Consider the following 23,607-nt stretch of genomic DNA (forward strand, 5'->3'; position numbering starts at 1 on the left):
TACAAGTTAGTTGTAAGCGCTTTTTATATAAGGGTATATGATTTAGGCGTTATTTACACAATAGCAGCCTTTTGTATCCGCTATTAATAATGATGAGTTAAATCCGGCCTGTAAATTACTAATAACGGTTTCCACAAAGCCACTACCTTGAGAGCATGCCAGCCCTTCAGATAAAGGCCCTGCATAAACAAACTCACCATTTTTATCAATTAAAACGGCGGCAGGTGTGGCAGGGATCACTGACTTTAACTCATTATTTAATACAAAATTTTGCACTTCAACGCCTTGGTTTGTAGCAAAGCGTTGCAGGGCTGATAAATGAGGCTGTGCTTGAATTGTACAGCCGCAATTTTCTTGCGTAATAATCACAAGTTGAGCACTGTCTTTGTTTTGCCACAGTACTTGGTTTTTAAATTGCGAAAACCAGTTTTGTTGTTTAAGCATTTTACCCTCATCAAAGGGCTTTAGCTGCCCTAGCTGAAAGTAAACAAGTGCCGACACAACAAAAGCAAGCCATATACAAATTAAGCTAATGGTGAAATAACGAGACTTATTTAAATTTTGCAATACTTTGCTCTAATACATCAATACTTACGTCTATCAGCTGCACTTTAGCCGTTAACTGCTCAACTATTTTAGTCTCTTGATACTGGTTTTGGCGCATTTGATCTGTACTCATTGCTATTTGCTCTGTATTTCCAGCCTGTTCGGCAACCACTTGAGCTACTGAGTTAGTGCTGGCAGATACCGCTTGAATTTGATCACTCATTGACGAAATATTCTCTTTCATCGTTGCGCTTATTTTTGTTAAATCAACCACAAATTCTACGCATTGATTCATCGACTGAGTTGACGTGCGACTATTATTTACCAGATCTGTAAGCGTAGACGCTATTTTGGTTGTTGTTGCTTGGCTGCTATTTGCAAGCGAGCGTACTTCATCGGCAACAACAGCAAACCCTCGGCCATGCTCACCCGCTCGTGCGGCCTCTATTGCAGCATTAAGGGCTAATAAATTAGTTTGGTCGGCTATGCCTGAAATTTCATTGAGTAAACTAGTAATAACATCGCCAGCGGCCACTAAATGGCTTAACTGCTCTTCAGTATTTGTTAACAAGGTGAGTAGCTCGGTGCTTTTTCTGTCGGTTTGTAATACTTCTTCCAGCGCAACATTGGCTGATTCAGTAATGCTATTAACTTGTTGTTTTAAAGTATCGCTTTCTTGTTCAACTAACTTAAAACCATGCGCAACTTGTGCACCTGAATTAGCAATATCATCTGTTTGCGCGTTTCGTTGCTGCGCGCTATTGGCTAACTCATCATGAACATGAATAAGCTCTTTAGAGTTATTTTTTAAAGAGTCAGACTGAACTTGAACTTGCTTAATCACATCTGATAAGTACTCAAGCAAAGTATTAAAACCAACTACCGCTTTGCTTGTTGTGTCATCTGCTCGCATAGAAAGCTTAACTTGATTTGGATCTTGCATTATTTGCTCTGTGGCATAACTTAACGATAGACCCGCACGGCGTTCGCGATTTAATGTTACGGCAATAAAACCAGCTACAAGCGCTTCCACAATGGCATACGCTGCGTGAATAAGCACTGTTGAAAAGGCGAGTCGGTCTGGATCAAATACGTAAAAACCAGTATTTTGTGTTTGCAAATAGTAAAAAGATAAGTGGTGTATAGCTACAAACACAATAGCGGTAATAAACACTCGCCACTCTATGAACATTATTAGCATGGCTAAGAAAATGAATATTTCGAAATGCACTTCAATAAGGCCATAGGCTTGTTGAATATGTAAAAATGAAAACATCATAATTGCAGCCGCAACAACATGCGGTGTCATTTTGCTATCGGGTTGGGTTTTTAAAAGCCAAATGGGGAGCAAACATAACGGTAAGCCGACAAGAAATGCTTCTGTCAGGGTGCCAAAATAAAGACCAATACCTATAGACTCAATAAACAAAAGACTAAAAATAATTGAAAATAACCGACTTACACTAGACATAAAAACCTTAAATTAATTGTGTTCTAATTTAAACACGTTCAGCTGATATTTAAACTCAAAACAGCTAGCTATTTATTATTTCAAATCAAACAAAGTACAAATTATTTGATTTAAAACCGTTTTTAATGCGCTACTTAACAATTGGTAGTATTTGTTTAAAGGTAGACGTCCCTGCTTTTGTTGTCCATTGAAATATGATGGTCTCTACACAAGAGACTATAGCACCGGCTTGACGAAGCTGTTCTAGTGCAATAGCTTTGTGCTCTGTGTTTCTTGATGCTACTGCATCAGCTGCCACAGTGACCGCATAACCCTGCTGTAATAAATCTAAGCATGTTTGTAACACACAAACGTGCGCTTCAGTGCCAATTACAACTATATGTGGGCGATTTAATTGCGCAAGAGTATCTAAAAACCCCTCTTGTGCACAGGCACTAAAGTTAATTTTTTCAAAATAGCGAGCATTAGGTAACACAGATTTTATTTTCTCATCACTTTCACCTAGTCCTTTTTTATAATGTTCTGTAATTATTGAAGGAATTTGATGAATAGCACTTGCTTTTGCTAACTGCAAAGCACAATCTAGCGTGTCATTAAACGAAGCAATCGCTGGTGCTAACTTACTTTGTAAGTCGATAACTAAAAGTATACTGTGCTCTGCTTTAATATTTCCTGCGTAATTCATACTATGTCCTTACGTTATAACAAGATTAACCTTGTAACAAACAACAAAAACACAACAAACAGTTTACATTTAATGCTTTTTGTAATTTTTGAATTAAACTCATGTTATATTACGCCAATATTTAATACCAACCTTGTTCGTTGTAAGGGTAAGTGCTTTTGAGTAAGTTTTTCTTTATTGTTTATATGTTTTTATTTGTTTGCTCGCAGCATAGCTTTGCTTCACAAACTTATTCAGAACAATTACAACGTATCACTAACAACGAACAATTGTCGCAAAGCTTTATAGTGAAATCACTCCAAGATGACATGGGCTATGTATGGATTGCTACAACTGAAGGTTTATACCGATTCGACGGATACCAAGTCACGCCTTACGAGAGCGAATTGGGTTTAAAAAATAACTACATTAATAGTATTTATAAAGCAATTGACGGCCAAATTCTGGTTAATACTCAACTTGCAGGAAGTTATTTGATTAACCCTAATACCTTGCAAGCAGAGCTAATATATTCAGGGCACTTAAACCAAAATCAAGAAAAGTTCTCTCCTGTTCAGGCTGTTGCTGAACAACCGGCGCATTTTTATTTTTCTATTGATTCGCACATCTACCGATATGGTAAAACATCAAAAGGCCTAACACTCATCTCATCTTTGCCCGATGAAAATATGTTTATTAGAGCATTATCATTATACCAAAACACATTGTATATTGGTGCCGATCAGGGGCTATATGTTTATAACTTTGCCAATAACGACCTACAACAAATAACACTTAACGACATTCAAGAAGTTACAAACGATAGCAACAATGTTAAATTTTTATCCATAGATGATGAGCTCGGTTTGCTAGTTGGTACGGTTGAAGGAATGTATCGGATTGCTTTTGATGAAATTAAAAATATAAACCCTTCAGCATTAACAACTTTGATAAGTGACTATAATATTTGGGATTATATAAACACACCGTATGGTGAGTTTATTGCCACAGAAAGTGGGTTATTTGAATTCGATAGAAAAAACACAAGCATTAGCCCTATTTTAAACTTCAAAGATAGTAACTACAACGTAACAGAAAACACGATAAACGATATTATGTTTGATGAGTCGGGCTTACTCTGGTTAGGCTCTAGAACACATGGAATATTTACTTGGGCAGCACAAACAAAAAAGTTTAAAAAAATAACCTTACCTGAAAATAATATTGTAAACACTATTTACCAAGATAATAGTAAATTACTGTGGATAGGCACTGACGATGGGCTTGTTCAGTATAACTTAGAAACCCAAAAGAGTGACTTATATCTACAATCTAAAGATAGCAAAGCGGTCTATGGCCTATCGGCTATAGGTGATATTTTCCCTGCATATGGCAAAGGCGATAACTACCTATGGCTAGCAACTTTTTCCGGGCTCGATCTCTTTAATAAAGAAACAACAACATTTGAAAAAAACAAATACATTACTCAGTACAAGTTAAATACCGACTATACGTTCGGCATTGCACAAGTTGCACCCGATACTTTTGCTTATATAAACAATGATAACTTTTATATATTTAATGGTAACACAGGCGAAAACCGAGTTATTAATGGACTAAAAGAGCAGGTATCGCCTATGCTTGCATATACGTTTCATACCCCCTCTGAGGCTTTCCCTGGCGAATTACTGTTAAGTACCTCTGACACACTTTATCGATACAACGAAGAAACAGCGACTTTAATTACTATTTTTAAATCTAAAACAGCAAAAAACAATCTTTACCATACAGTAGAGAATTATTATTACGATGCTAAGCGAGGGCTGCTGTGGTTAGCCACCACCCAAGAAGGCTTAATTGCAGTAAACGCTAAAACATATCAGCAAGTGCATGTATTTGATAAACACAACTCATTAAATACTAACTCTATTTTTAAACTTATTGCAGATAATAAAGACTTTTTATGGATAAGTACTGATAACGGTCTTTATCAACTTAATTTAGATACGCTTAACATCACCACGTACACAATAAAAGATGGCTTAAGTAACAATCACTTTACAGCTCTAGCAGCATTAAGGTTACACAACAACGAGTTAGCGTTTGGTAACCGTAGCGGCGTGCTAATGTTTGACCCAGAGCAATTTGATAGTGAACAGCGAAAAATCAATAATAACTTAGCAATTACTAATATTAGTTTGTTTTCACAAGCCCTTAATTACTCCCCTTCAAAATACAGCACTGATCCATTAATGCTTAAGCACGACGATATGGGCTTAACGGTTCGGTTTTCAAATTTTGATTATAAAAATATTAATAAAACCTACTACAAAGTTGAGCTTACAGGCCCTTCGTCTTTGAGCTACAACGATTTAAAATCTAACCAGGTGTTTTTTACTAAATTACAACCTGGTGATTATATTTTGTCTGTGTCTACTCAACAGCGAAATGGGGTGATCACAAGTGACCCCATACAGTTAAAATTTAGTGTAGCTTACGCCCCTTGGCAGTCTCCTATTGCATATACTTTATATTTTATTGCTATTGTTGTTATTTTGTTTTTATTTTTCTGGCAATACCGAAGCCGTAAAATTGCAATTGAACAAGCTCACCGCGCCGCTGTGCACTCTAAAACACAAACTGAGCTGGCACTAAAAAGTAATAAAAGCGGTGTATGGAACTATAGCTTTGCAGATAACTCAGTAAATACAGATAGAGGCGCAGAGCTTGGCTACGAGAACTTACCTGAACGCATCGATATAAGTAGTTTTTTTAATATTATGCATCCTGATGAGCGTCGCAGGCTACGAAGTAAATGGAATACTTTTACAAACCAAACTAAGCAAAAACATTGGCAAGCTACTTATCGTTTACGGCACAAAGATGGGCACTGGTTATGGTTTCATGATTTGGGGCAAACTATTTATAATGAAGACACTAAAGAGCCTCTTTATGTGTCGGGTATTTTTACTAATATTACCGAGCAGCTGGCAAACGAACAACAAGCCAAAATATTAGGCGAAGCATTTAGTCAAATAAATGACTTTTTACTTATTTTAGATGAAGACCTCGTGCCATTTTCAGCAAATAACAGCTTTATGGATGTGTTTTCTGATGAAGGCAGAGAGGGGGTTGTTACCTCAAAATTATTTATTAATGCCATTGGTCAAGCTAAGTGTAGAGAGTTTGCAACAATTTTAAAAGCACTTAAACCAAAAGAAAACTGGCGAACAAATGCTTATGTAAAGACCACAAAAGCTGAAAAACACCCTATTCATTTAAGTGCCACAGCCGTTGCTAATGAAAAAGATAAAGTCAGTTATTATGTTATTGTTATTACCGATTTAACAGAGCAGAAACGCGCTGAAAATGAGTTACGCTACCTTGCTAATTACGATGCGTTAACGGGCTTACCTAATCGTAGTTTAATGAATCAAAAAATCGAAAATGCCATTACAAGCGCCGCTAAAGACGATTCGCAATGCGCTGTTATATTTATAGATTTAGATAAATTTAAACCCGTCAATGACTCTTTTGGCCATGCAGTGGGTGACAAACTATTGTGCAATATTACCGAGCGAGTGAGCCAATACTTAGGTGATGACGCTACATTTGGCCGCCAAAGTGGTGATGAATTTTTAGTGTTAGTTGAAAACGTTACCTCAATGGCCTCTTTACAACACACTCTCAACGGAATGAGCAAAGAGCTGGCTAACAAGGTTATTATTGAAGACTTCGCTATTAATATATCAGCCAGTATTGGTATTGCATTGTACCCATACGATGCAACATCGACCGATGCCCTCATACGTAACGCAGATATTGCCATGATGCATGCTAAACAAGCAGGCAGAAATGGATTTCAGTTTTTTAATGAAAAAATGAATGAGCAAATTAAACAAAAGCTTATTCTTGAAAACGACTTAAAAGATGCTGCTAGGGATAATCTGTTTTTTAATCACTATCAACCTATTGTTAATACACTAGATAAAACAATAAGTGGGGTTGAATTACTCATGCGCTGGGAAAACCAAGGCAACCCGGTTTCTCCCGCTTTATTTATACCTATTGCTGAAGAGACTGGCTTAATTGATATGTTAACTGAGCAAGCATTACAGCGTGCAATTACTGAGCTTGCTCCACTTTTGAACATTAACCCGTTGTTTTACATATCGTTAAATTTGTCTCCAAAACATATTTTAAAGGCCAACATAACGCAGCAGCTCAGCTCCATACTAGAAAAAGCACAGATAAAACCACAACAACTTCGTTTAGAAATTACAGAAAACACGCTATTAGAAGATAAATACAAAGCAGCTAAGCAACTAAAAAGCTTACAGGCTGCTGGGTTCAAACTGTTTCTTGATGATTTTGGCACTGGCTATTCATCGTTAACTTATTTGAGTCAATTTCCAATTAATGTGATAAAAATAGATCAAAGCTTTGTTAATAGTATTGGTATTGATAAAGGGGATGAATCTATTATTAAAACGATTTACTCACTCGCTGAAAACTTAGAGTTATATTGTATTGCAGAAGGGGTAGAGACGCGGGAGCAGCTAGAGTTTTTAAAAAATATTGGCTGTCATAAGCTACAAGGTTACTACCTTGCTCGCCCTATGAGTGCTAACGATTTAATGAGCCCAGAATGCTTCGAAAAAATTATTGATTTGATATGAAACTAAAAGCGACTTAGTTAAGTCGCTTTTAGGTTTAACGCATTAGTGTATGTGCTTGCATTCGTAGCTTTCTATTTGTAATACGCTGTTGCGCACATTAAATTTATCTGCAAGCAGTTTAATTACCTTTAAGCGGCACTCTTCATCATGTTTTTCTATAGTACAGTGTTGTTTTAGCACAACATGAGCACCAACAATAACCTTTTTGTTTTTACGAACAACAGTGACATTGTGCACATTTGCAACATGTTCCATGGTGGTTATTTCTGTTTCAATATCGGCCACTTTAGGTAACTTAGCTTTATTTGAACGCAACCCCTTGAGACAGCTAATAATGACCTTAATACCGGTAAACAAGACAAAAGACGCAATTAACATGCTCGATAAAATATCAATTACATTCCAGCCTGTTATGTATATAAGTACACCAGCAGCAAAAGTAGAAACCGTTGATATTAAATCAAAAAACGAGTGTAAAAACACGGCATACACATTAATGCTCGCCTTACGGCCTTTATAAAGCACCCATGCCGCTGCGCCATGAAATAAAAAACCAATAGCAGCAATTACCGACATCAAGTAACTATTAATAACCAGCTCATGTCCCCCTTTATGATGCATAAAGCGCTCAGTGCCCTCATATAAAATAAGTGAACTAATGGCTAGGTATAAAACGCCGTTGATCAACCCTCCTATTAGCTCTGCTTTTTGATGGCCATCGTTATAGGTTTTAGCTAAATGAATAGCAAAGCTAGACGCAATGAGAGCAATGAACAAAGAGCTATTATGAACAAACAAATGCCCTGCATCAGCAAGTACTGCAAGTGAGTTTGCGTAATACGCACCCACTAATTGAATCACCATAAATGAGCAGGTAATTGCAAGTGCAATTAACAAACGGCGACGAGAAGCGTGATGTGTGGTTATTTCTGTCATGAAATATAATAGACCTTCACTAAAAATAAAGTAAGCTTATGAAATAAAGCAAATTGGGAAATACGTAATGATATACAGTCACAATTGTAATACGTAGGCCAAATAAACGCACTAAAAACTTAGTAAAACACAAAAAACTGTACTAAAAATAACTAAGCAGATACAAAAATAATAATTAATTCATAAATATGGTCAGTTATCATATTTTAATGCGGAGAAACCCGTGAGCCATGACTCAAACAATACAATTTGGCAGGTTTTTAATCTAATTAATTTAGCGGTGATTGTTTATGACAATAAAACACATAATTACATCTTAAACCAACATGCCAAAACGTTACTTAACATAAATAGTGACGACGCGCTTAGCAGCGATGTTTTTAACAGTATTACGCTTCGCGACTTTAATGATGATACGGTTGTTACCGTTGAGCAATTATTCACATCTACTATAACAGCTGTTTTATTAGAGTGTGAATTCACGCCTCAGCTTTTAAATGTGAACCACTCAATCATTGATGACTCTGTCTCTATGATCACTTTAGAGCAAGACCATAGTCATGCAGAGCAATATAATTTTGACCATATTATTTCAAAAATATCCACCAAACTAATTGATATTCAAAATGACAATATTGATCAACAAATTAACTTTGCACTCAAAGCCATAGGCACCGTTTGTAAAGCAGATAGAAGCTACTTATTTGAATTTAATACCGATAGTGAAACTTTAACCAATACGCATGAATGGGTGAACACCGGCATAACTGCCTACAAAGATAGGTTGCAAAACGTCCCTAAAGCCGAACTACCCTACTTTTTTGATGTAATGAACTTAACACACCTATTTAAAGTTAATGATGTTGCTCAGTTACCACCGGAAGCGAATTCAGAAAAAGCAGAGTTTGAAGCGCAGAGTATTCAGTCTGTCTTATGTGTTGGCCTGCGCTTTGACAAAGAGCTTGTTGGTTTTATTGGCTGTGACTGTGTTAACACAAAACGCCAATGGAGCAAAATAGATTTAATAAGAATCAAGCTCGTAGGCGAAATTATTAATAACGCACTCAAAAACATAAACTATAAAAAAAAGCTGCAGTTAGCCCAAAAACAATTAATTAACGCTAATACAAAATTAAATAAGTTAGCAAACACCGATGCACTTACTGATATTGCCAACCGCCGATTTTTTGATACTTCCCTAAAGAGCGAAATTAAACGCTCTGCAAGACAACACCAACCAATTAGTTTAATTATGTGTGATATCGACTTTTTTAAGCGCTATAACGACAATTATGGCCACCACAAAGGCGATGAAACGTTAAAACACGTTGCTCGTGCTTTAAAAAGTTTATGTAAGCGTGAGGGTGACATAGCAGCTCGCTATGGCGGTGAAGAATTCGCAATCATTTTACCTGCTACGAATATAGAGCAATGCCATAAATTTGCTTTGTTAATTGAGCAAAAAATAAAAGCACTTAATATTACGCATGAGTTCTCTCCTATTGCCCCTTACATAACACTTAGCTTTGGTTGCTTTTGTAGTTATCCAAATGCAGATACACACACAGAAACCCTAATAAAAAGCGCTGACATCGCTTTATATAAAGCAAAGAAAGCTGGCAGAAATCAAATATGTATTTTTGAATAATAAACAATCATAAATTACTCTTTTCACAATGAAAGTCATATCATTATATTAATAACCACTTTGTGCTATTTAAATGAACAATAAATTGCCCATTTAAATTTATAAATTAAAAACACTTTCTTAGCTTAAGTCATCAGCACTTGGGATAACCACGCCATATAAGTCATTAATGGTTGCTAAGGCACTTTTATGTAGATCAGATGCCAACACATCACTTACTGAAGTTTGTAATGGTCTTGTAGCGCACGCGTCAGCGACTACCGTTGCGTGGTTACCTCTTAAAAATGCACCTTGCGCTGTAAATGTCACACACATGTGGGTCATAAACCCAACAATGATCAATTTATTATTACCAATTACATCTACTTCTTCGCCTAAGTCTGTTCCTACAAAACTATCGGGAGCTGTTTTAACGATAACTTTTTCATCCGCAATTGGCGCGACACTTGAGTGTATTTGGCCTATTTCGGCATTAATATCGTAAGGCGAGCCTTCACCACCATCATGCATAATATGAATAATTTTAGAACCAGCAGCACGTGCATCAGCCAGTAAAATTGCCGCATTATTAAGAGCATCTTGCCACCCTTCTAACTCCATAATACCTTGTGTATAAGTATTTTGATAATCAACAAATATAAGTGTGGCGTTTGTAAGTGAAGCGGGTGTTGAGTCAAGCCCATTAAGTTCACGAAGCGTCGTCGTCATAATTTATCCTTTAATACCGAGTTAAATTTAAGTTTATAAGCTATCACGGCTGTGACAGCCGTGTTGCTGCGTTTGCACCGTGACAGCTTATACTTTATAGTCGGTTGCAAATAGTGTCCTAAAGGACGGTAGTCGATGATATTAGGCCAAAATGACATTACTCTATGAACATACCGTTGCGATTGTTGCTTATAACAATATCAGTTTATTTCACCTATCTATTCCGTGTAGTATTTTTGGTGAAGACTTAGACCGCGTGGGCGCTCGTCCATATAAAGTTACAGTATGTACAGAAACTGTAGGTCTGGTGCCAACACTTTCTGGCTTTCCCATAGAAATAAAACAAGACCTGTCAATACTTGAAACTGCTGATACTGTCATAGTACCCGCGTGGTGCGATCCTGATATACCCGCCTCAACAGCTTTACTTAATGCACTTCGCCGTTCACATGCTCGTGGAGCAAGAATGGTAGGTTTATGTTTAGGCGCTTTTGTGCTTGCTGAAGCAGGTATATTGGATGGCAAAACAGCATCAACCCACTGGGTATGGGCTAACGACTTCGCAAAAAAATACCCAAAAGTAAACTTTGATAACGATGTACTGTACATTGATGAAGGAAATGTTTTTACCTCAGCAGGCGCCGCTGCCGCAATTGATTGTTGCCTACATTTATTACGTCGTGATCACGGCGCAGATATTGCCAACAGCGTGGCCAGACGCATGGTTGTGGCGCCTCACCGCAGTGGAGGACAAGTACAGTATATAGAAAAACCCATTCCTCGACACATCGATAGTAACCGTTTAGAGCCGGCTATCACTTGGGCACTAAAAAATTTAACTAAACCTTTAACAATCGATGAACTCGCCAGTAAAGCAAGTATGAGTCGCCGTAATTTTTCTCGACTTTTTAAAAAAGCAATGGGCACTACATTTACACAATGGCTGCTGAGTCAACGTCTAACCATCGCGCAGCAGCTATTAGAAACAAGTAACCACAATATAGATAGAATTGCTAATCAATCTGGGTTTTCATCGAGTGTTAACTTTCGACAGCAGTTTTTAGCCGCTTTCTCTATTTCACCTTCCGCTTACAGAAAGCAATTTAAAAGTAGCGAGCCGCAATAAAAAGTTACTCGCACATACGCAAATCACTTGTTAGCATGAGGTATTATCAAAGGATGGAAATGAGCATGACGAACAATAATCATACGTTAGTCGTTGAAGGTGGTGCAATGCGCGGTATTTTTGCTGCAGGTGTGCTTGATGAGTTTTTAGAGCAAGGATATCAACCCTTTAATCGGTATTTTGGAGTATCAGCTGGTGCTACAAATGTGGCAGCCTATTTATGTAAGCAGCCAACACGCAACTACAAAGTGATTACCGATTACTCCTGCAGGCCAGAATTTATTAATCTCGCACGTTTTATCAAAGGCGGCCATCTATTTGATTTAGATTGGCTGTGGCAAGAAACAGTTCGTGAAATCCCCTTGAATACCGACGAATTCTCGCAATCTCCTTACGATTTTTATATTGTTGCAACAGCAATAGATTCAGGTAAAGCTCACTATTTGCAAGCAACGGGCAATGAAATGGTTGAGCAATTAAAAGCCTCTTGCGCCATCCCAATCGCTTATCGGGATTACCCAACAATAAACGGGATCGCAATGACCGATGGTGGCGTTGCCGATTCTATTCCGATAAAAAAAGCCTATGAAATGGGTGCATCAGAAATAACAGTTATCCTTTCCCAACCTTTAGGCTATCGTAAAAAAGACAACAAAGTACCGTGGTTAACTAAACAACTCTATAAACAGAGCCCTGCGCTTGCAGAGGCCGCCATACAGCGTTCTAAAAATTATAATGACAGTATTGATTTTTTGCACAATGCTCCGTCAGATTGCAAAATAAATATTATTGCACCACCAACAGGGTTTAAAGTCGGCCGCACCACTAAAAATCGAGCTATACTCAATTCAGGCTATCAAATGGGCATAAGCGAAGCTAAAAGTTACTTGGATAAACCTAGATTTGGTAGCAATGGTTATGAGCGATAAAACCATTCCAAACAGATTGCTCGAAGTCAAAATTGCATTTACTCATACACCCAAAGCTATTGAAATTATAAAATATGTTTATGGTGAACGTTACTCAACGTGCTTGAGCATACACAGGTAATACAAGAAGGGTTATTAATAAACAGCGTGGACTCAGAAGAACTACATAGTGATATAACCCTGAATTTACATCTAATTCAAGCTATTAATTTTTAAACCCGCGAGTTAATGTAGTAAGGAATTATGTGTTAATGGCTTATTGTCAAAAAATAGATTATGTTTAGGCATAGTGCTTGCTTTTGTTTTTGTGTACGTACTAAATAAATTAAGGTTTTTTGTGAATTTTCTTCGATGCTTTCATAATATAGTCTCTGATCAACAGCTTAGCTTTGATCAAAAAATTGCAGACTTACTTGCTTTTGGGCTCGATGTTTTTCAGCTCGATTTGGCTATTATCAGCCGCGTAAAAAATGATTCTTATATTGTTTTACATGCCATCACCCCTGACAATTCTCTTGCAATTGGTACAGAGTTTGAATTAAACGGCACCTATTGCACGCATACCTTGTCGGCCAACTCTGCACTCGCATTTCATAATGCGTCGCAAAGTAGTATTGCAAATCATCCATGCTATATTAATTTCCAATTAGAAGCGTACATTGGTGCGCCTATACGAATAGGCAAAGACGTATTTGGAACTGTTAACTTTTCATCTGCTCAAGAATGCGCTCCTTTTAGCGATGAAGCCTATGATTATATTGAATTATTAGCGCAGTGGTTAGGCTCGGAATTGGCGCGCAATCAGGATAAAGCCAATCTCACTAAAAATAGTGACACTTTATTAAAGCTTGAAAACGTAGCAAATATAGGTACATGGGAAGTCGACCTAATAGAAAATACTATTTTTTGGAGCCAACAAACTCGACGTATTCATCAAGCCGAAGAAGGCTTCACTCCTGATATGAATACCGCTATCGAGTTTTATAAAGCGGGCAAAAGCCGAGATAGTATTAGTAAAGCAGTAGAAAATGCGGTGTCTAAGGGTGATAAATGGCATTTAGAGCTGGAAATAGTTACCGCTAAGCAACAGAACATTTGGGTTTCAACCTTTGGTGAGGCCGAGTTTAACAACGGCCAATGTGTGCGGTTATTTGGTACTTTTCAAGATATAACTGAAGCCGTAAAGTTACGCGAAGAGTTAAAACAAAAAAAAGCACTTGCAGAACAACTCCTCCAAGACCGAAGTATGCTGTTTGCCAAAATTAGTCATGAGCTTAGAACCCCGCTTAATGGTATTACGGGAATGTTAGCGACTCTCATTGATGAACACGATTATGACAAGCGGGCGGAAAAAATTAAAGTCGCCCTGCGAAGTGCTGATATTTTATTGAATATTATCAATGAAGTGCTCGACTTTTCAAAAATAAATCATGGTGAATTAAAACTGGAACCTCACCACTCCCTACTTAAAACGGTATTTACCGATTTGGTTTCTTTATATTCGGTATTGTTTAGCAATAAAAATATTGAACTACGAGCCACTAACCTCATTCCTAATGATGTTTGGGTATACTGCGACACCTCTCGATTAAGCCAAATTGTCTCTAATTTACTGAGTAACGCATTAAAATTTACAGAGCATGGATCTGTTTCTCTCTATTCGCAATTAGCATTAGACACAAAACACCCTTTACTTACCATTAAAATAACCGACACGGGTCGCGGCATGAGTAAAGCGTATTTAAACTCATTATTTAAGCCTTTTACCCAAGAGGTTGATGCTAACAACAATAAAGGCGGCACCGGATTAGGTTTAGCAATTGTTAAAGAACTCGTTGGTTTTATGAATGGCAAAATTGAAGTAACGAGTGAGATTAATGTGGGTACGTGTTTTACCTTAACTATCCCGATTGAACTTGGCAAACAACAAATACATACACCGAGTCTTAAATCGATTAATAATCATGGTGCCAAATTATCAGTACTGGTGGTTGATGATAACGAAATAAACCGCCTTGTGTTAGAAGCTGCGCTGGATAAGTTTAATATAAAATCAGACTTTGCCATAGACGGGCAAGACGCAATTTTAAAGTGCAAACAAAAGCATTACGATCTTATATTTATGGATTGTATTATGCCAATACTTGATGGTTTTGAAGCTACCAAACAATTAAGATCTAATAACATATGTAGCCCCAAAAGCACATATATCGTCGCTCTGACGGCTAATGCTTCTTCCCAAGATAAACTAAGCTGTAAACAAGCGGGCATGGATATGTTTATAGCCAAACCATTTAAGCTTCCAGCAATAGAAGAAGCAATTTCAAACACATTAAAAAGGCTGAGCGTAGCCACATTATAATAACGAGTGTCGCTCAGATTAACTTGCACTAGAAAACAAAGGATCATTATGACAAATAAAATTATTGGTATTGTACTTATTGTTATTGGTATCGCACTGGCAATATGGGGCTATGACGTTTATGACTCAGCAGCCTCTCAGGTTACCCGCGCATTAAACGGCGAAACACCTATGGAAGCCTGGCTTGGCTTTATTGGTGGCGCAGTTTGTATTTTAGTGGGTATTACCCGACTTAAATAGCACTCAAAAAAGCCGCCTTTGGAGAGGGCGGCTTGGGTGAACAAACAGCTATGGGTGAGAGCTGTTATATCAAGAGACTTTAAGCTGAAACACTATTAAGCAGCGCTTTGCTCTGCATCGGGCGTTTGACGAATTAAATAGTCAAACGCACCTAGGCTTGCTGTTGCGCCCGCCCCCATCGCAATAATAATTTGCTTAAATGGCGTAGTGGTTGCATCACCAGCAGCATAAACGCCTTGTAACGATGTTGCGCCTTTGGCATCAATGAGTATTTCACCAAATTGGCTCAGTTCAAGGTCGCTGTCTTTTAACCATTCGGTATTAGGTATTAAACCAATTTGTACAAATATACCGGCTAAGTTCAACTGTTTACTCTCGCCGCTAAGGCGGTCGGTATAGCTTAACCCCGTTACTTTTTTGCCATCACCTAGTACTTCCGTGGTTTGGGCGTTTTTAATAATAGTAATGTTTTTTAAGCTATTAGCTTTACGAATGAGTACCTCATCGGCGCGTAACGTATCAGCAAATTCAAGTACAGTAACGTGTTCAACTATATTGGCTAAATCAATTGCCGCCTCAATACCTGAATTACCACCACCAATAACCGCGACCGGTTTACCTTTAAATAAAGGCCCATCACAGTGCGGGCAGTATGCAACGCCATGGCCTTTATATTGTTGCTCACCGGGTACATTCATTTCGCGCCAGCGTGCACCGGTTGCTAGTACGAGTGATTTTGCCTTTAATACAGCGCCATTTTCTAGCGTAATATCATACCCATTACTGCCTTTTTGCAGGTTTGCCGCGCGTTGGTTGTGCATAACATCAACATCGTATTCTTTAACGTGTTCTTCCAACTGAGCCACCATTTTTGGCCCTTGCGTTGCTTTAATTGAAATAAAGTTTTCAATCGCTAATGTATCAGCAACTTGACCGCCAAATCGCTCTGCTACAACCCCAGTATTGAGCCCTTTACGTGCTGAATAAATAGCTGCCGAAGCACCAGCTGGCCCACCACCGACGACAAGTACATCAAACACCGACTTTTCATTGAGTGATGCTGCTTGGCGCTGTGCACCTTTGCTATCCACTTTATTTAAAATATCAGTGAGGCTCATGGCCCCTTGGCTAAAGGGTTCACCATTTAAATATACAGCGGGTACAGCCAGTATGTTTCTTTGCTCTACTTCATCTTGAAATAATGCCCCATCAATCATGGTGGCTTTAATATTGCTATTTGTTGCTGCCATAGTATTGAGTGCCTGCACAACTTGCGGGCAGGTTTGGCAACTCAAGCTAATGTACACTTCAAAATTAAGTGTTTGTTCAAGTGTTTGTATTTGTTCAATGTCATCTTTACTTGCTTTACTAGGGTGACCACCCGTATGTAATAGCGCTAACACTAAACTAGTAAATTCGTGTCCCATAGGTACACCTGCAAAGGTAATATGGGTGTTTTTTTCTGGTGAATGCACCACCATAGAAGGCCTGCGGGCGCTAGTATCGGGATTATTTATTACACTAAACTTATCGCTTAGTGACGCTAAATCGTTTGCTAGACTTTCTACTTCTGTTGATTTTTTGCTGTCGTCCAAGGCGATAAGCAGCTCAACAGGCTGAGTCAGCGATTCAAAATGGCTTTTTAGTTGGTTCTTTATGTTGTTATCTAACATGGCTTAGCCCCTTAAGGAAAATTAAAACAGCAAGGTTCCCATGCCATCAGTGCATGTGCGAAATTTTAGAAACGTGTGATGGCGTGGGAAAGTGCCCAGTGAACCTATACAGGCTCACTGGGTTTAGAGTCATGTTCTACTCTAAATTTTTGGTTAGTGGTAAGGTTTAAATCTTACCAACTAGGTCTAGTGAAGGTGCTAATGTGTCTTCACCTGGCTGCCAAGATGCAGGACAAACTTCGCCATCATGTGTTGCAATGTATTGCGCTGCTTGTACTTTACGAACTAACTCTTTAGCACTACGACCAATGCCTAAATCATGTGTTTCAACAACTTTAATTTCGCCTTCAGGGTTCATTACAAATGTACCGCGAAGTGCTAAACCATCATCTTCAATCATTACACCAAAGTTACGTGTAATGCGCCCTGTTGGGTCACCAATCATTGGGTAAGTAATTTTACCGATGGTGTCTGACGTGTCATGCCATGCTTTGTGCGTAAAGTGTGTATCTGTTGATACTGAATAAACTTCAACGCCCATTTCTTGTAACTGTGCGTAATGATCTGCAAGGTCACCTAGCTCTGTAGGGCATACAAATGTAAAGTCAGCTGGGTAAAAGAAAAAGATAGACCACTTACCTAATACGTCTTTTTCAGTGAGTTCTACAAAGTCACCATTGTGGTAAGCTGTTGCATTGAAAGGTTGTAATTTTGTGTTAATCAATGAAGTGCTCATAGTATTCCTCATTTATGTTTAGTGTATTTATAAAAAGTTAACGCTGTATGCGTTGGCTTGATTAATACAATAAGGCCATTGAGAAATTAAATAAAATTGATTGTTTAGATTAAAACAATCGATTTTTAAGATTGCAAACCCAAGGAGTGATCTACTGCTTACTTTTAAGCGTTAAAGCAGTTACAACTCAACTACCACTCATAGTCAGTTGCGCTATATAGATTTTAATAAGATTACACTGCACATCCTTGCTACAATAACGTGGTTTACATTACACAACCTTCAAAGGCATTTCATTTATGGAAAAATTCGTCAATCACATTCAACTAGGCTATTTGGGCTTATTGCCATTTTTAGGCTGTGTGGGCTGGCCACTCATGGTTGGCAGTAATAGTGTAAATTTAGAGTTTTTTAGTTTTTACAGCATTGCTATTTTAGCGTTTATGGCGGGTAATTTATGGCATGCAGGCCAACAAAGCTTTGCCGATGCGATTAAAGCAGTGCTACCGGTCATTCCTATTCCGTTTTTATCATTCTTACCGATTGAGTGGATGCTTGCTTGGTTAGGCGCGAGTTTTTGGTTAGTACTGATTTTTGAAAAGGCCACAATACAGTGGCAGGGTTATCATAAAGATTATCAAAAAATGCGTTTTGTGCTCACATCAGTGGTATTTGTGTGTCATATCTTAATTATTGGTATGAGTATTTACCCTAAATAACACGCCATGGCTTAACCATTGGTCTGTAATAGGGTAACATCCGCGCACTGTATTGAGAGGACACACCATGATAGACCAATTACGCCAACAGCTTACTGACCTTGGTGAGAATTTTGTAGAAAAAAACGCGGCTTTTAAAATTAAAGTTATCCCGTTTTTTTGCGCTATTAGCATAAAAAAAGATCATAAAAGTGAGGGGCGTCTTTCTTTTTATTCAAATCAGCTCATTGAAATATTTATGGTGGTGTTGTTTGTTTTATTTGGCTTAGCCATTTACGACCCTCAAGCCGGTTTTACTCATGGCCCTATTCATATTGTGTTTGCTATTTTGATTACCTTTAACTTAATTCTTAAACAAGTTGCCATTGAAGGGTTAAAAACGCGTTTAGCTATGTATAGGTTGCATCAACAGCTGATTAATACACCGCATCCTGACACATCGCCTGTTACTAATAAAAACATATAATTTAATATGTATTTAAACCCAAATTGGAACATACTCACGGTAGGTGATGGCGACTTATCGTTTTCAAACGCGCTTTACAACCACATTAAACCGCAAAAGTTAGTTGCCTCAACCTATGATGCAGCTGCAACTCTTACAGAAAAATACCCCGATAACGCGCTTGCCTCACTTAAAGCACATAAAATTGATGTGCTTAATGAATTTGATGTCACCAACACACAATGTTGGCAACAACTAGCCGAGCACCTAAACAGCTTTGATGTAGTGATTTTTCAATTTCCACTTATTCCTGCGTTTATTGGTCGCGACGCATTTGAGAAAAATACACGTAATAACAGCATGAACGTGCTTAACCGTGCGTTACTGCATCAATTTATAAAATATGCCAATGAGTTTGCCTTGAACCCACAAGGCCCTGGGTTATGCTATATAACCTCAAAAGATGTTAAACCGTATCGTGAGTGGAATATTGAGGGGAGTTTAAATACCCATTTAAACGCGGCATACCAAGGACAAATGCCATTCGATATCAGTCGCTTTGATGGCTATAAAATTCGCAATGTCGACCGTGACAAACACGTCAAAGACACCAGCGGTATTACTTATGTATTTAGTGAAAATACACTACCCGAACTAAGTGATATGTTAACAACCCCTAATTATCTAACTGATGATTATTGCCCGCTTTGTCGTGTGGGGCCGTTTTTAGCGGATGAAGATAAAAACAAACATTTTTCCGCTAAAAAGCACCAGCAAATGCTCAAACTAGAGCAAGACTGGCAGCAATGGTTAACAGCGTTTTATAAGTCAAGTTAGTCACAAAGTGCAGCTTGCTTTATTAAATCAGCTGCTTTTTCTGCAATTGCTATTACCCCAGCATTGGTATTTCCGGTAATAATACTGGGCATAATAGAGGCGTCTACCACCCGTAAATTTTGCACACCGTGAACACGTAATTCGCTATCAACCACAGCCATATCGTCTTGGCCCATTTTGCAGGTTCCTACGGGGTGATATTCTGTATCGGCTGTTTGCCTAATAAACTCAATAAGCTGCGCATCATCATTAATATCAAGCGGATACACCATATCTGCACGAATAGTATCAAACGCTTTGCTTTGCATTATGCTCAATGTTTTTTTAAGCCCAAGTAGCATAACCTGTAAATCATCGGGGTGGCTTAAATAATTAGGATCAATGAGTGGCGCACTTAAAGGGTTGGCATCCGCTAAACGAATAGTGCCGCGGCTTTTAGGGTGCATTATGCTGCTATGAATACTGTATCCATGGCCATAATGCAGTTTACGGCTGTGATCGTCCACCAGCCCAATAACAAATTCAAGTTGCACATCGGGCACAATAGAATCTGTAAATAAGTTTACAAACGCATGCGACTCGGCAAAGTTACTGGTCAGCTTTCCTTCGCGTTTGGCAAACCAATCAACGCATCCTTTTGCAATATTAAACGCACCGCTGGCACTTATTCCAAATGTGCCTTGCGAATATTTTGCTTTGTATAATGGCACAACGGTTAAGTGATCGTGCAAATTACTGCCTACACCTTCTAATGGGGTTACAAGCTCAATGTTATGCTGCTTTAAATGATCTGCAGGCCCCACTCCCGATAACATTAAAAGTTGGGGAGAGTTAATCGCACCGGCACTTAAAATAACTTCTTTATGGGCATTTAGCACATAGCTTTTATTATTAACTGCAACTGTTACACCAGTTGCAGCTCTCCCGCAAAAATTAATTTTATTTACCTGCGCATCAGTGAGCACGGTTAAGTTTTTACGAGCTAAATTAGGTGTTAAGTACGCTTTTGCCGCACTGCAACGCTCCCCTTTATGTTGAGTGACCTGCGATAACCGCGCACCTAGCTGTTGCTGCGCATTAATATCGTCATTAAGGGCCACGCCTTGCTCTTGGCATGCTTTTAAAAACAGCTGATTAACTGGGCTTGGTAAACTTAGCTCTTGCACATGTAAGGGGCCATTTACACCATGATTTGGGCTGTTGGTAAAGGTTTTGTTGTTTTCAGCTTTGATAAAATAAGGCAGCAAACTGGTATAATCCCAGCCGGTATTTCCCATAGCGGCCCAGTTGTCGTAGTCTTTTTTATTCCCTCTTATGTACACCATGGCATTGATTGAACTTGAACCACCAAGCACTTTACCTCTGGGCATAAATCCACAGCGGTTATTAAGCTCTTTTTGTGGCACCGTATTGTAATGCCAGCTATTAATGCCATAAGGCACACTAGCTGCAACTCCCGCAGGCATTTGCACCAGAGCACTTTGGTCACGGCCGCCGGCTTCAATTAAACACACACTCACATTTTTATTTTCAGATAATCGCGAGGCAACAACACAGCCGGCACTGCCTGCGCCAATCACAATGTAATCAAATGAGGTGGTATGCATAAAATATCTCCCATTAAAAAAACTACTTTGCATGGATTATCTACTAAAAACTTGATATTTTTAGACACCTTTTCACTAATGCAATTGTTATGAGCAGCCTAATTAAAGCCACTTCTTTACAGGGAATTGATACATTAATAACCGAACTAGGTGGTGATACAGCAAGCATTATGCGCCATTGCGCCATTGAGGTAACGTTAAACTCCCTTGAAACCCAAAGCTTAACTTATCGGCATTATGCCGAACTTTTAGAATACTGCGCTTATAGCTTAAACTGCCCAAGTTTTGGTCTTAAACTCGCTAGCAAACAAAGTTTTGATATTTTAGGGCATATCGCTATCGCCGCTAAAAGTGGAACTGATTTAGGTGAAGCGCTTACATGGGTAATTAAATACCTGCACTTACATACACCCGCACTTAATTTAACCACGCATACACTTGAAGATGACCAAAATATATTTTTATCATTCGAAATAAAACTCAAGCCTTTACCTGTTATAAATCAAGTTATTGAATTAACAATTGCACTGGCGCTCGCTACCTTAAAAAAAGTGAGCCAAAATCAATGTAAACCCATTAAGGTATTTTTACCGCAAAAGATTGATGCAAATATACGGGCTTATCATCAACACTTTGGCTGTAACGTTATTGAACACAGAAATAGCGCCGGTATTTTAATCGCCAAAAACGATTTATTATTGCCACTTAATATTTCTGATCAACACAAAGTACAAGCCGCATTAAACTTTTTAGCCGCTAATAATGCGCATACTCAGTCGTTACCTTCGCAAGTAAGTGCGCTTATTCGACCTATGCTGCCCCTTTTTCAATGCTCAAACCAAACGATAGCAACGGCACTTAATCTACATCCTCGCACCTTGCATCGTGAACTTAAAAAACATAACACCAGCTTTGTAAAACTAAAAGATGCCACTCGCCGCGCATTATGTGAACACTATTTAATGCAAAACCAATTTTCTATTTCACAAATATCCGAGCTGTTAGGTTATCAAGAACAAGCCACATTAAGTGCCAGTGTAAAACGCTGGTTTAACTGCTCTGCCCGCGCATTTAGAGCAAAATATTGTTAAACTGCAAAGCTGTGTAAAATACATAAAAAGGCTAAACATGAATTTTGTGATTGTAGGTACCAATTTTATTAGCGACACCCTACTTGATGCGGCAAGTACTCTGAGTAATTTTAATTTATACGGTGTGTGTTCTCGGGCAGAAAGTAGCGCTGAGCGATTTTTAGCTAATCACCCCACTCATTCTCAAGCAAAAATATTTACCTCCATTGACGCTGTTTGCCAAGACGAGCTTGTAGAGGCAGTATATATTGCCGCACCAAATAGCCTGCATAAAGACTATGCTGTGCAATGTTTAGCTGCGGGCAAACACGTACTTGGCGAAAAACCCTCAGCAGCAAATAGTCATGAGCTTACTGCTATTTTAACGGCTGCTCAAAAACATCAACGTTTGTACATGGAAGCGATGATGACAACGCATTTACCTAACTTTGCTGTTTTAAAAAACGCATTAAAAAGAATCGGTACACCGCGTAAATTTATTGGCCAATTTAGCCAATACTCGTCACGTTACGATAAGCTCAAAAACGGCGAGCGCCCTAATACCTTTTTACCTGAATTTGCAAATGGCGCATTAGTAGACTTGGGTATTTACCCACTTTATTTACTTATAGCACTGTGGGGCGCACCAAACAGTGTGCACGCCAGTGGCGTATTACTAGAAACCGGTGTTGATGGTGCCGGCGATGTACTTTTAAATTATGCAGATAAACAAGCGGTAATTAGTTATTCAAAAATATCGCAAGGCGAGAACATCACCGAAATACAAGGTGAGTTAGGCCGTATTCGTATTGAAGCTGTATCGCAACTTAAAAAAGTGGAATTCATCGCTAATAATGGCCAAAAAGAAACAATAAGTGCAGATTTTGATGAGCATTTTATGAAGTATGAAGTGGCGCACTTTATTGAAATGATTGAGCAAAATGCATTAGAGTCACATATTAACAACCACCAGCTTTCACGCGATGTGATGACGGTACTCGATACCGCCCGCGCACAATTAGGCGTTATATACCCTGCAGATAGTAAAGCTAAACTATAAATTTTTACTCAATCAGTCAGCCCTCATTACCTGCCACCTCAATCTTAAAAAAGAGTAACGCTTATTTTTCATTCAGCCCAGTGATAGCCTCTCATCACTGGGGACTCCATGTAAAACGTTAATTTACATTTACCTGCGTAGGTAAAAGCAG

19 protein-coding genes are annotated in these 23,607 nt (G+C 38.5%); 11 read left to right on the plus strand and 8 right to left on the minus strand.

Annotated features, from left to right (window positions below; all coding sequences use genetic code 11):
* Positions 1-42: 42 nt before the first annotated feature.
* The 3 genes from N523_RS0102395 to N523_RS0102405 form a co-directional block, all read right to left on the minus strand.
* Positions 43-567 carry a DUF6436 domain-containing protein gene (locus tag N523_RS0102395; protein WP_028834158.1) on the minus strand — a complete coding sequence of 175 codons (525 nt, stop codon included), beginning with the start codon at positions 565-567 and terminating at the stop codon, positions 43-45.
* Complete coding sequence (locus N523_RS0102400; protein WP_028834159.1) at positions 551-2,017, minus strand: methyl-accepting chemotaxis protein; 1,467 nt, start codon at positions 2,015-2,017, stop codon at positions 551-553. The genes N523_RS0102395 and N523_RS0102400 overlap by 17 nt, the downstream gene beginning before the upstream one ends.
* Positions 2,018-2,147: 130 nt before the next feature.
* Entirely contained in the window at positions 2,148-2,702 is a 555-nt protein-coding gene (locus N523_RS0102405; RefSeq protein WP_016899612.1) for an isochorismatase family protein, read from the minus strand.
* 158 nt (positions 2,703-2,860) lie between these two features.
* Between N523_RS0102405 and N523_RS0102410 the strand changes: the two genes are divergently transcribed.
* Complete coding sequence (locus tag N523_RS0102410) at positions 2,861-7,360, plus strand: EAL domain-containing protein (RefSeq protein WP_028834160.1); 4,500 nt, start codon at positions 2,861-2,863, stop codon at positions 7,358-7,360.
* Between the two features lie 42 nt (positions 7,361-7,402).
* Here N523_RS0102410 and N523_RS0102415 read toward each other — a convergent pair whose 3' ends face one another.
* Positions 7,403-8,296 carry a cation diffusion facilitator family transporter gene (locus N523_RS0102415; protein ID WP_013463085.1) on the minus strand — a complete coding sequence of 298 codons (894 nt, stop codon included), beginning with the start codon at positions 8,294-8,296 and terminating at the stop codon, positions 7,403-7,405.
* A 223-nt stretch (positions 8,297-8,519) separates the two neighbouring features.
* Here N523_RS0102415 and N523_RS0102420 point away from each other — a divergent pair, with 223 nt between their 5' ends.
* Positions 8,520-9,944, plus strand: coding sequence for a sensor domain-containing diguanylate cyclase (locus N523_RS0102420; RefSeq protein ID WP_028834161.1), 1,425 nt, complete (start codon positions 8,520-8,522; stop codon positions 9,942-9,944).
* A gap of 120 nt (positions 9,945-10,064) precedes the next feature.
* On the opposite strand, the gene N523_RS0102425 is transcribed toward N523_RS0102420, so the two are convergent.
* Positions 10,065-10,652 carry a cysteine hydrolase family protein gene (locus tag N523_RS0102425; protein WP_036949683.1) on the minus strand — a complete coding sequence of 196 codons (588 nt, stop codon included), beginning with the start codon at positions 10,650-10,652 and terminating at the stop codon, positions 10,065-10,067.
* A 151-nt stretch (positions 10,653-10,803) separates the two neighbouring features.
* On the opposite strand from N523_RS0102425, the gene N523_RS0102430 reads away from it, so the two are divergent.
* The 4 genes from N523_RS0102430 to N523_RS0102445 all read left to right on the plus strand — a co-directional run bounded on the left by N523_RS0102430 (position 10,804) and on the right by N523_RS0102445 (position 15,309).
* Positions 10,804-11,778 carry a GlxA family transcriptional regulator gene (locus tag N523_RS0102430; protein WP_028834163.1) on the plus strand — a complete coding sequence of 325 codons (975 nt, stop codon included), beginning with the start codon at positions 10,804-10,806 and terminating at the stop codon, positions 11,776-11,778.
* A 65-nt stretch (positions 11,779-11,843) separates the two neighbouring features.
* The gene (locus N523_RS0102435) at positions 11,844-12,707 is read left to right on the plus strand and encodes a patatin family protein (RefSeq protein WP_028834164.1); all 864 of its coding nucleotides are present in this window, start codon (positions 11,844-11,846) and stop codon (positions 12,705-12,707) included.
* Positions 12,708-13,044: 337 nt separating this feature from the next.
* On the plus strand, positions 13,045-15,069 hold the full coding sequence (locus N523_RS0102440; RefSeq protein WP_028834165.1) for a hybrid sensor histidine kinase/response regulator: 2,025 nt from the start codon (positions 13,045-13,047) through the stop codon (positions 15,067-15,069).
* Positions 15,070-15,117: 48 nt separating this feature from the next.
* Positions 15,118-15,309 (plus strand): DUF3185 family protein, encoded by a 192-nt coding sequence (locus N523_RS0102445; RefSeq protein ID WP_013463077.1) that lies wholly within the window; start codon positions 15,118-15,120, stop codon positions 15,307-15,309.
* A 95-nt stretch (positions 15,310-15,404) separates the two neighbouring features.
* Here N523_RS0102445 and ahpF read toward each other — a convergent pair whose 3' ends face one another.
* Both ahpF and ahpC read right to left on the minus strand, forming a co-directional pair.
* Positions 15,405-16,982, minus strand: coding sequence for an alkyl hydroperoxide reductase subunit F (gene ahpF, locus N523_RS0102450; protein WP_028834166.1), 1,578 nt, complete (start codon positions 16,980-16,982; stop codon positions 15,405-15,407).
* A gap of 166 nt (positions 16,983-17,148) precedes the next feature.
* Positions 17,149-17,718 (minus strand): alkyl hydroperoxide reductase subunit C, encoded by a 570-nt coding sequence (gene ahpC / locus N523_RS0102455; RefSeq protein ID WP_008115650.1) that lies wholly within the window; start codon positions 17,716-17,718, stop codon positions 17,149-17,151.
* A gap of 299 nt (positions 17,719-18,017) precedes the next feature.
* Here ahpC and N523_RS0102460 point away from each other — a divergent pair, with 299 nt between their 5' ends.
* The 3 genes from N523_RS0102460 to N523_RS0102470 all read left to right on the plus strand — a co-directional run bounded on the left by N523_RS0102460 (position 18,018) and on the right by N523_RS0102470 (position 19,719).
* A complete protein-coding gene (locus N523_RS0102460) occupies positions 18,018-18,437 on the plus strand; it encodes a DUF3429 domain-containing protein (RefSeq protein WP_016899606.1) in 420 nt (139 codons plus the stop codon).
* Positions 18,438-18,504: 67 nt separating this feature from the next.
* On the plus strand, positions 18,505-18,903 hold the full coding sequence (locus tag N523_RS0102465; protein ID WP_028834167.1) for a hypothetical protein: 399 nt from the start codon (positions 18,505-18,507) through the stop codon (positions 18,901-18,903).
* A gap of 6 nt (positions 18,904-18,909) precedes the next feature.
* A complete protein-coding gene (locus N523_RS0102470; protein ID WP_028834168.1) occupies positions 18,910-19,719 on the plus strand; it encodes a class I SAM-dependent methyltransferase in 810 nt (269 codons plus the stop codon).
* Here the strand turns inward: N523_RS0102470 and N523_RS0102475 are convergent.
* Positions 19,716-21,326, minus strand: a complete 1,611-nt coding sequence (locus N523_RS0102475; protein WP_028834169.1) for a GMC family oxidoreductase — start codon at positions 21,324-21,326, stop codon at positions 19,716-19,718. The two genes, N523_RS0102470 and N523_RS0102475, sit on opposite strands and share 4 nt — an antisense overlap.
* An 89-nt stretch (positions 21,327-21,415) precedes the next feature.
* On the opposite strand from N523_RS0102475, the gene N523_RS0102480 reads away from it, so the two are divergent.
* Complete coding sequence (locus tag N523_RS0102480) at positions 21,416-22,417, plus strand: AraC family transcriptional regulator (RefSeq protein ID WP_028834170.1); 1,002 nt, start codon at positions 21,416-21,418, stop codon at positions 22,415-22,417.
* A 37-nt stretch (positions 22,418-22,454) separates the two neighbouring features.
* Positions 22,455-23,456: a Gfo/Idh/MocA family protein gene (locus N523_RS0102485; RefSeq protein WP_028834171.1), complete on the plus strand. Its 1,002-nt coding sequence runs from the start codon at positions 22,455-22,457 to the stop codon at positions 23,454-23,456.
* Positions 23,457-23,607: the final 151 nt, after the last annotated feature.

Source organism: Pseudoalteromonas sp. 23_GOM-1509m, assembly GCF_000518425.1.
Taxonomy (GTDB): domain Bacteria; phylum Pseudomonadota; class Gammaproteobacteria; order Enterobacterales; family Alteromonadaceae; genus Pseudoalteromonas; species Pseudoalteromonas tetraodonis.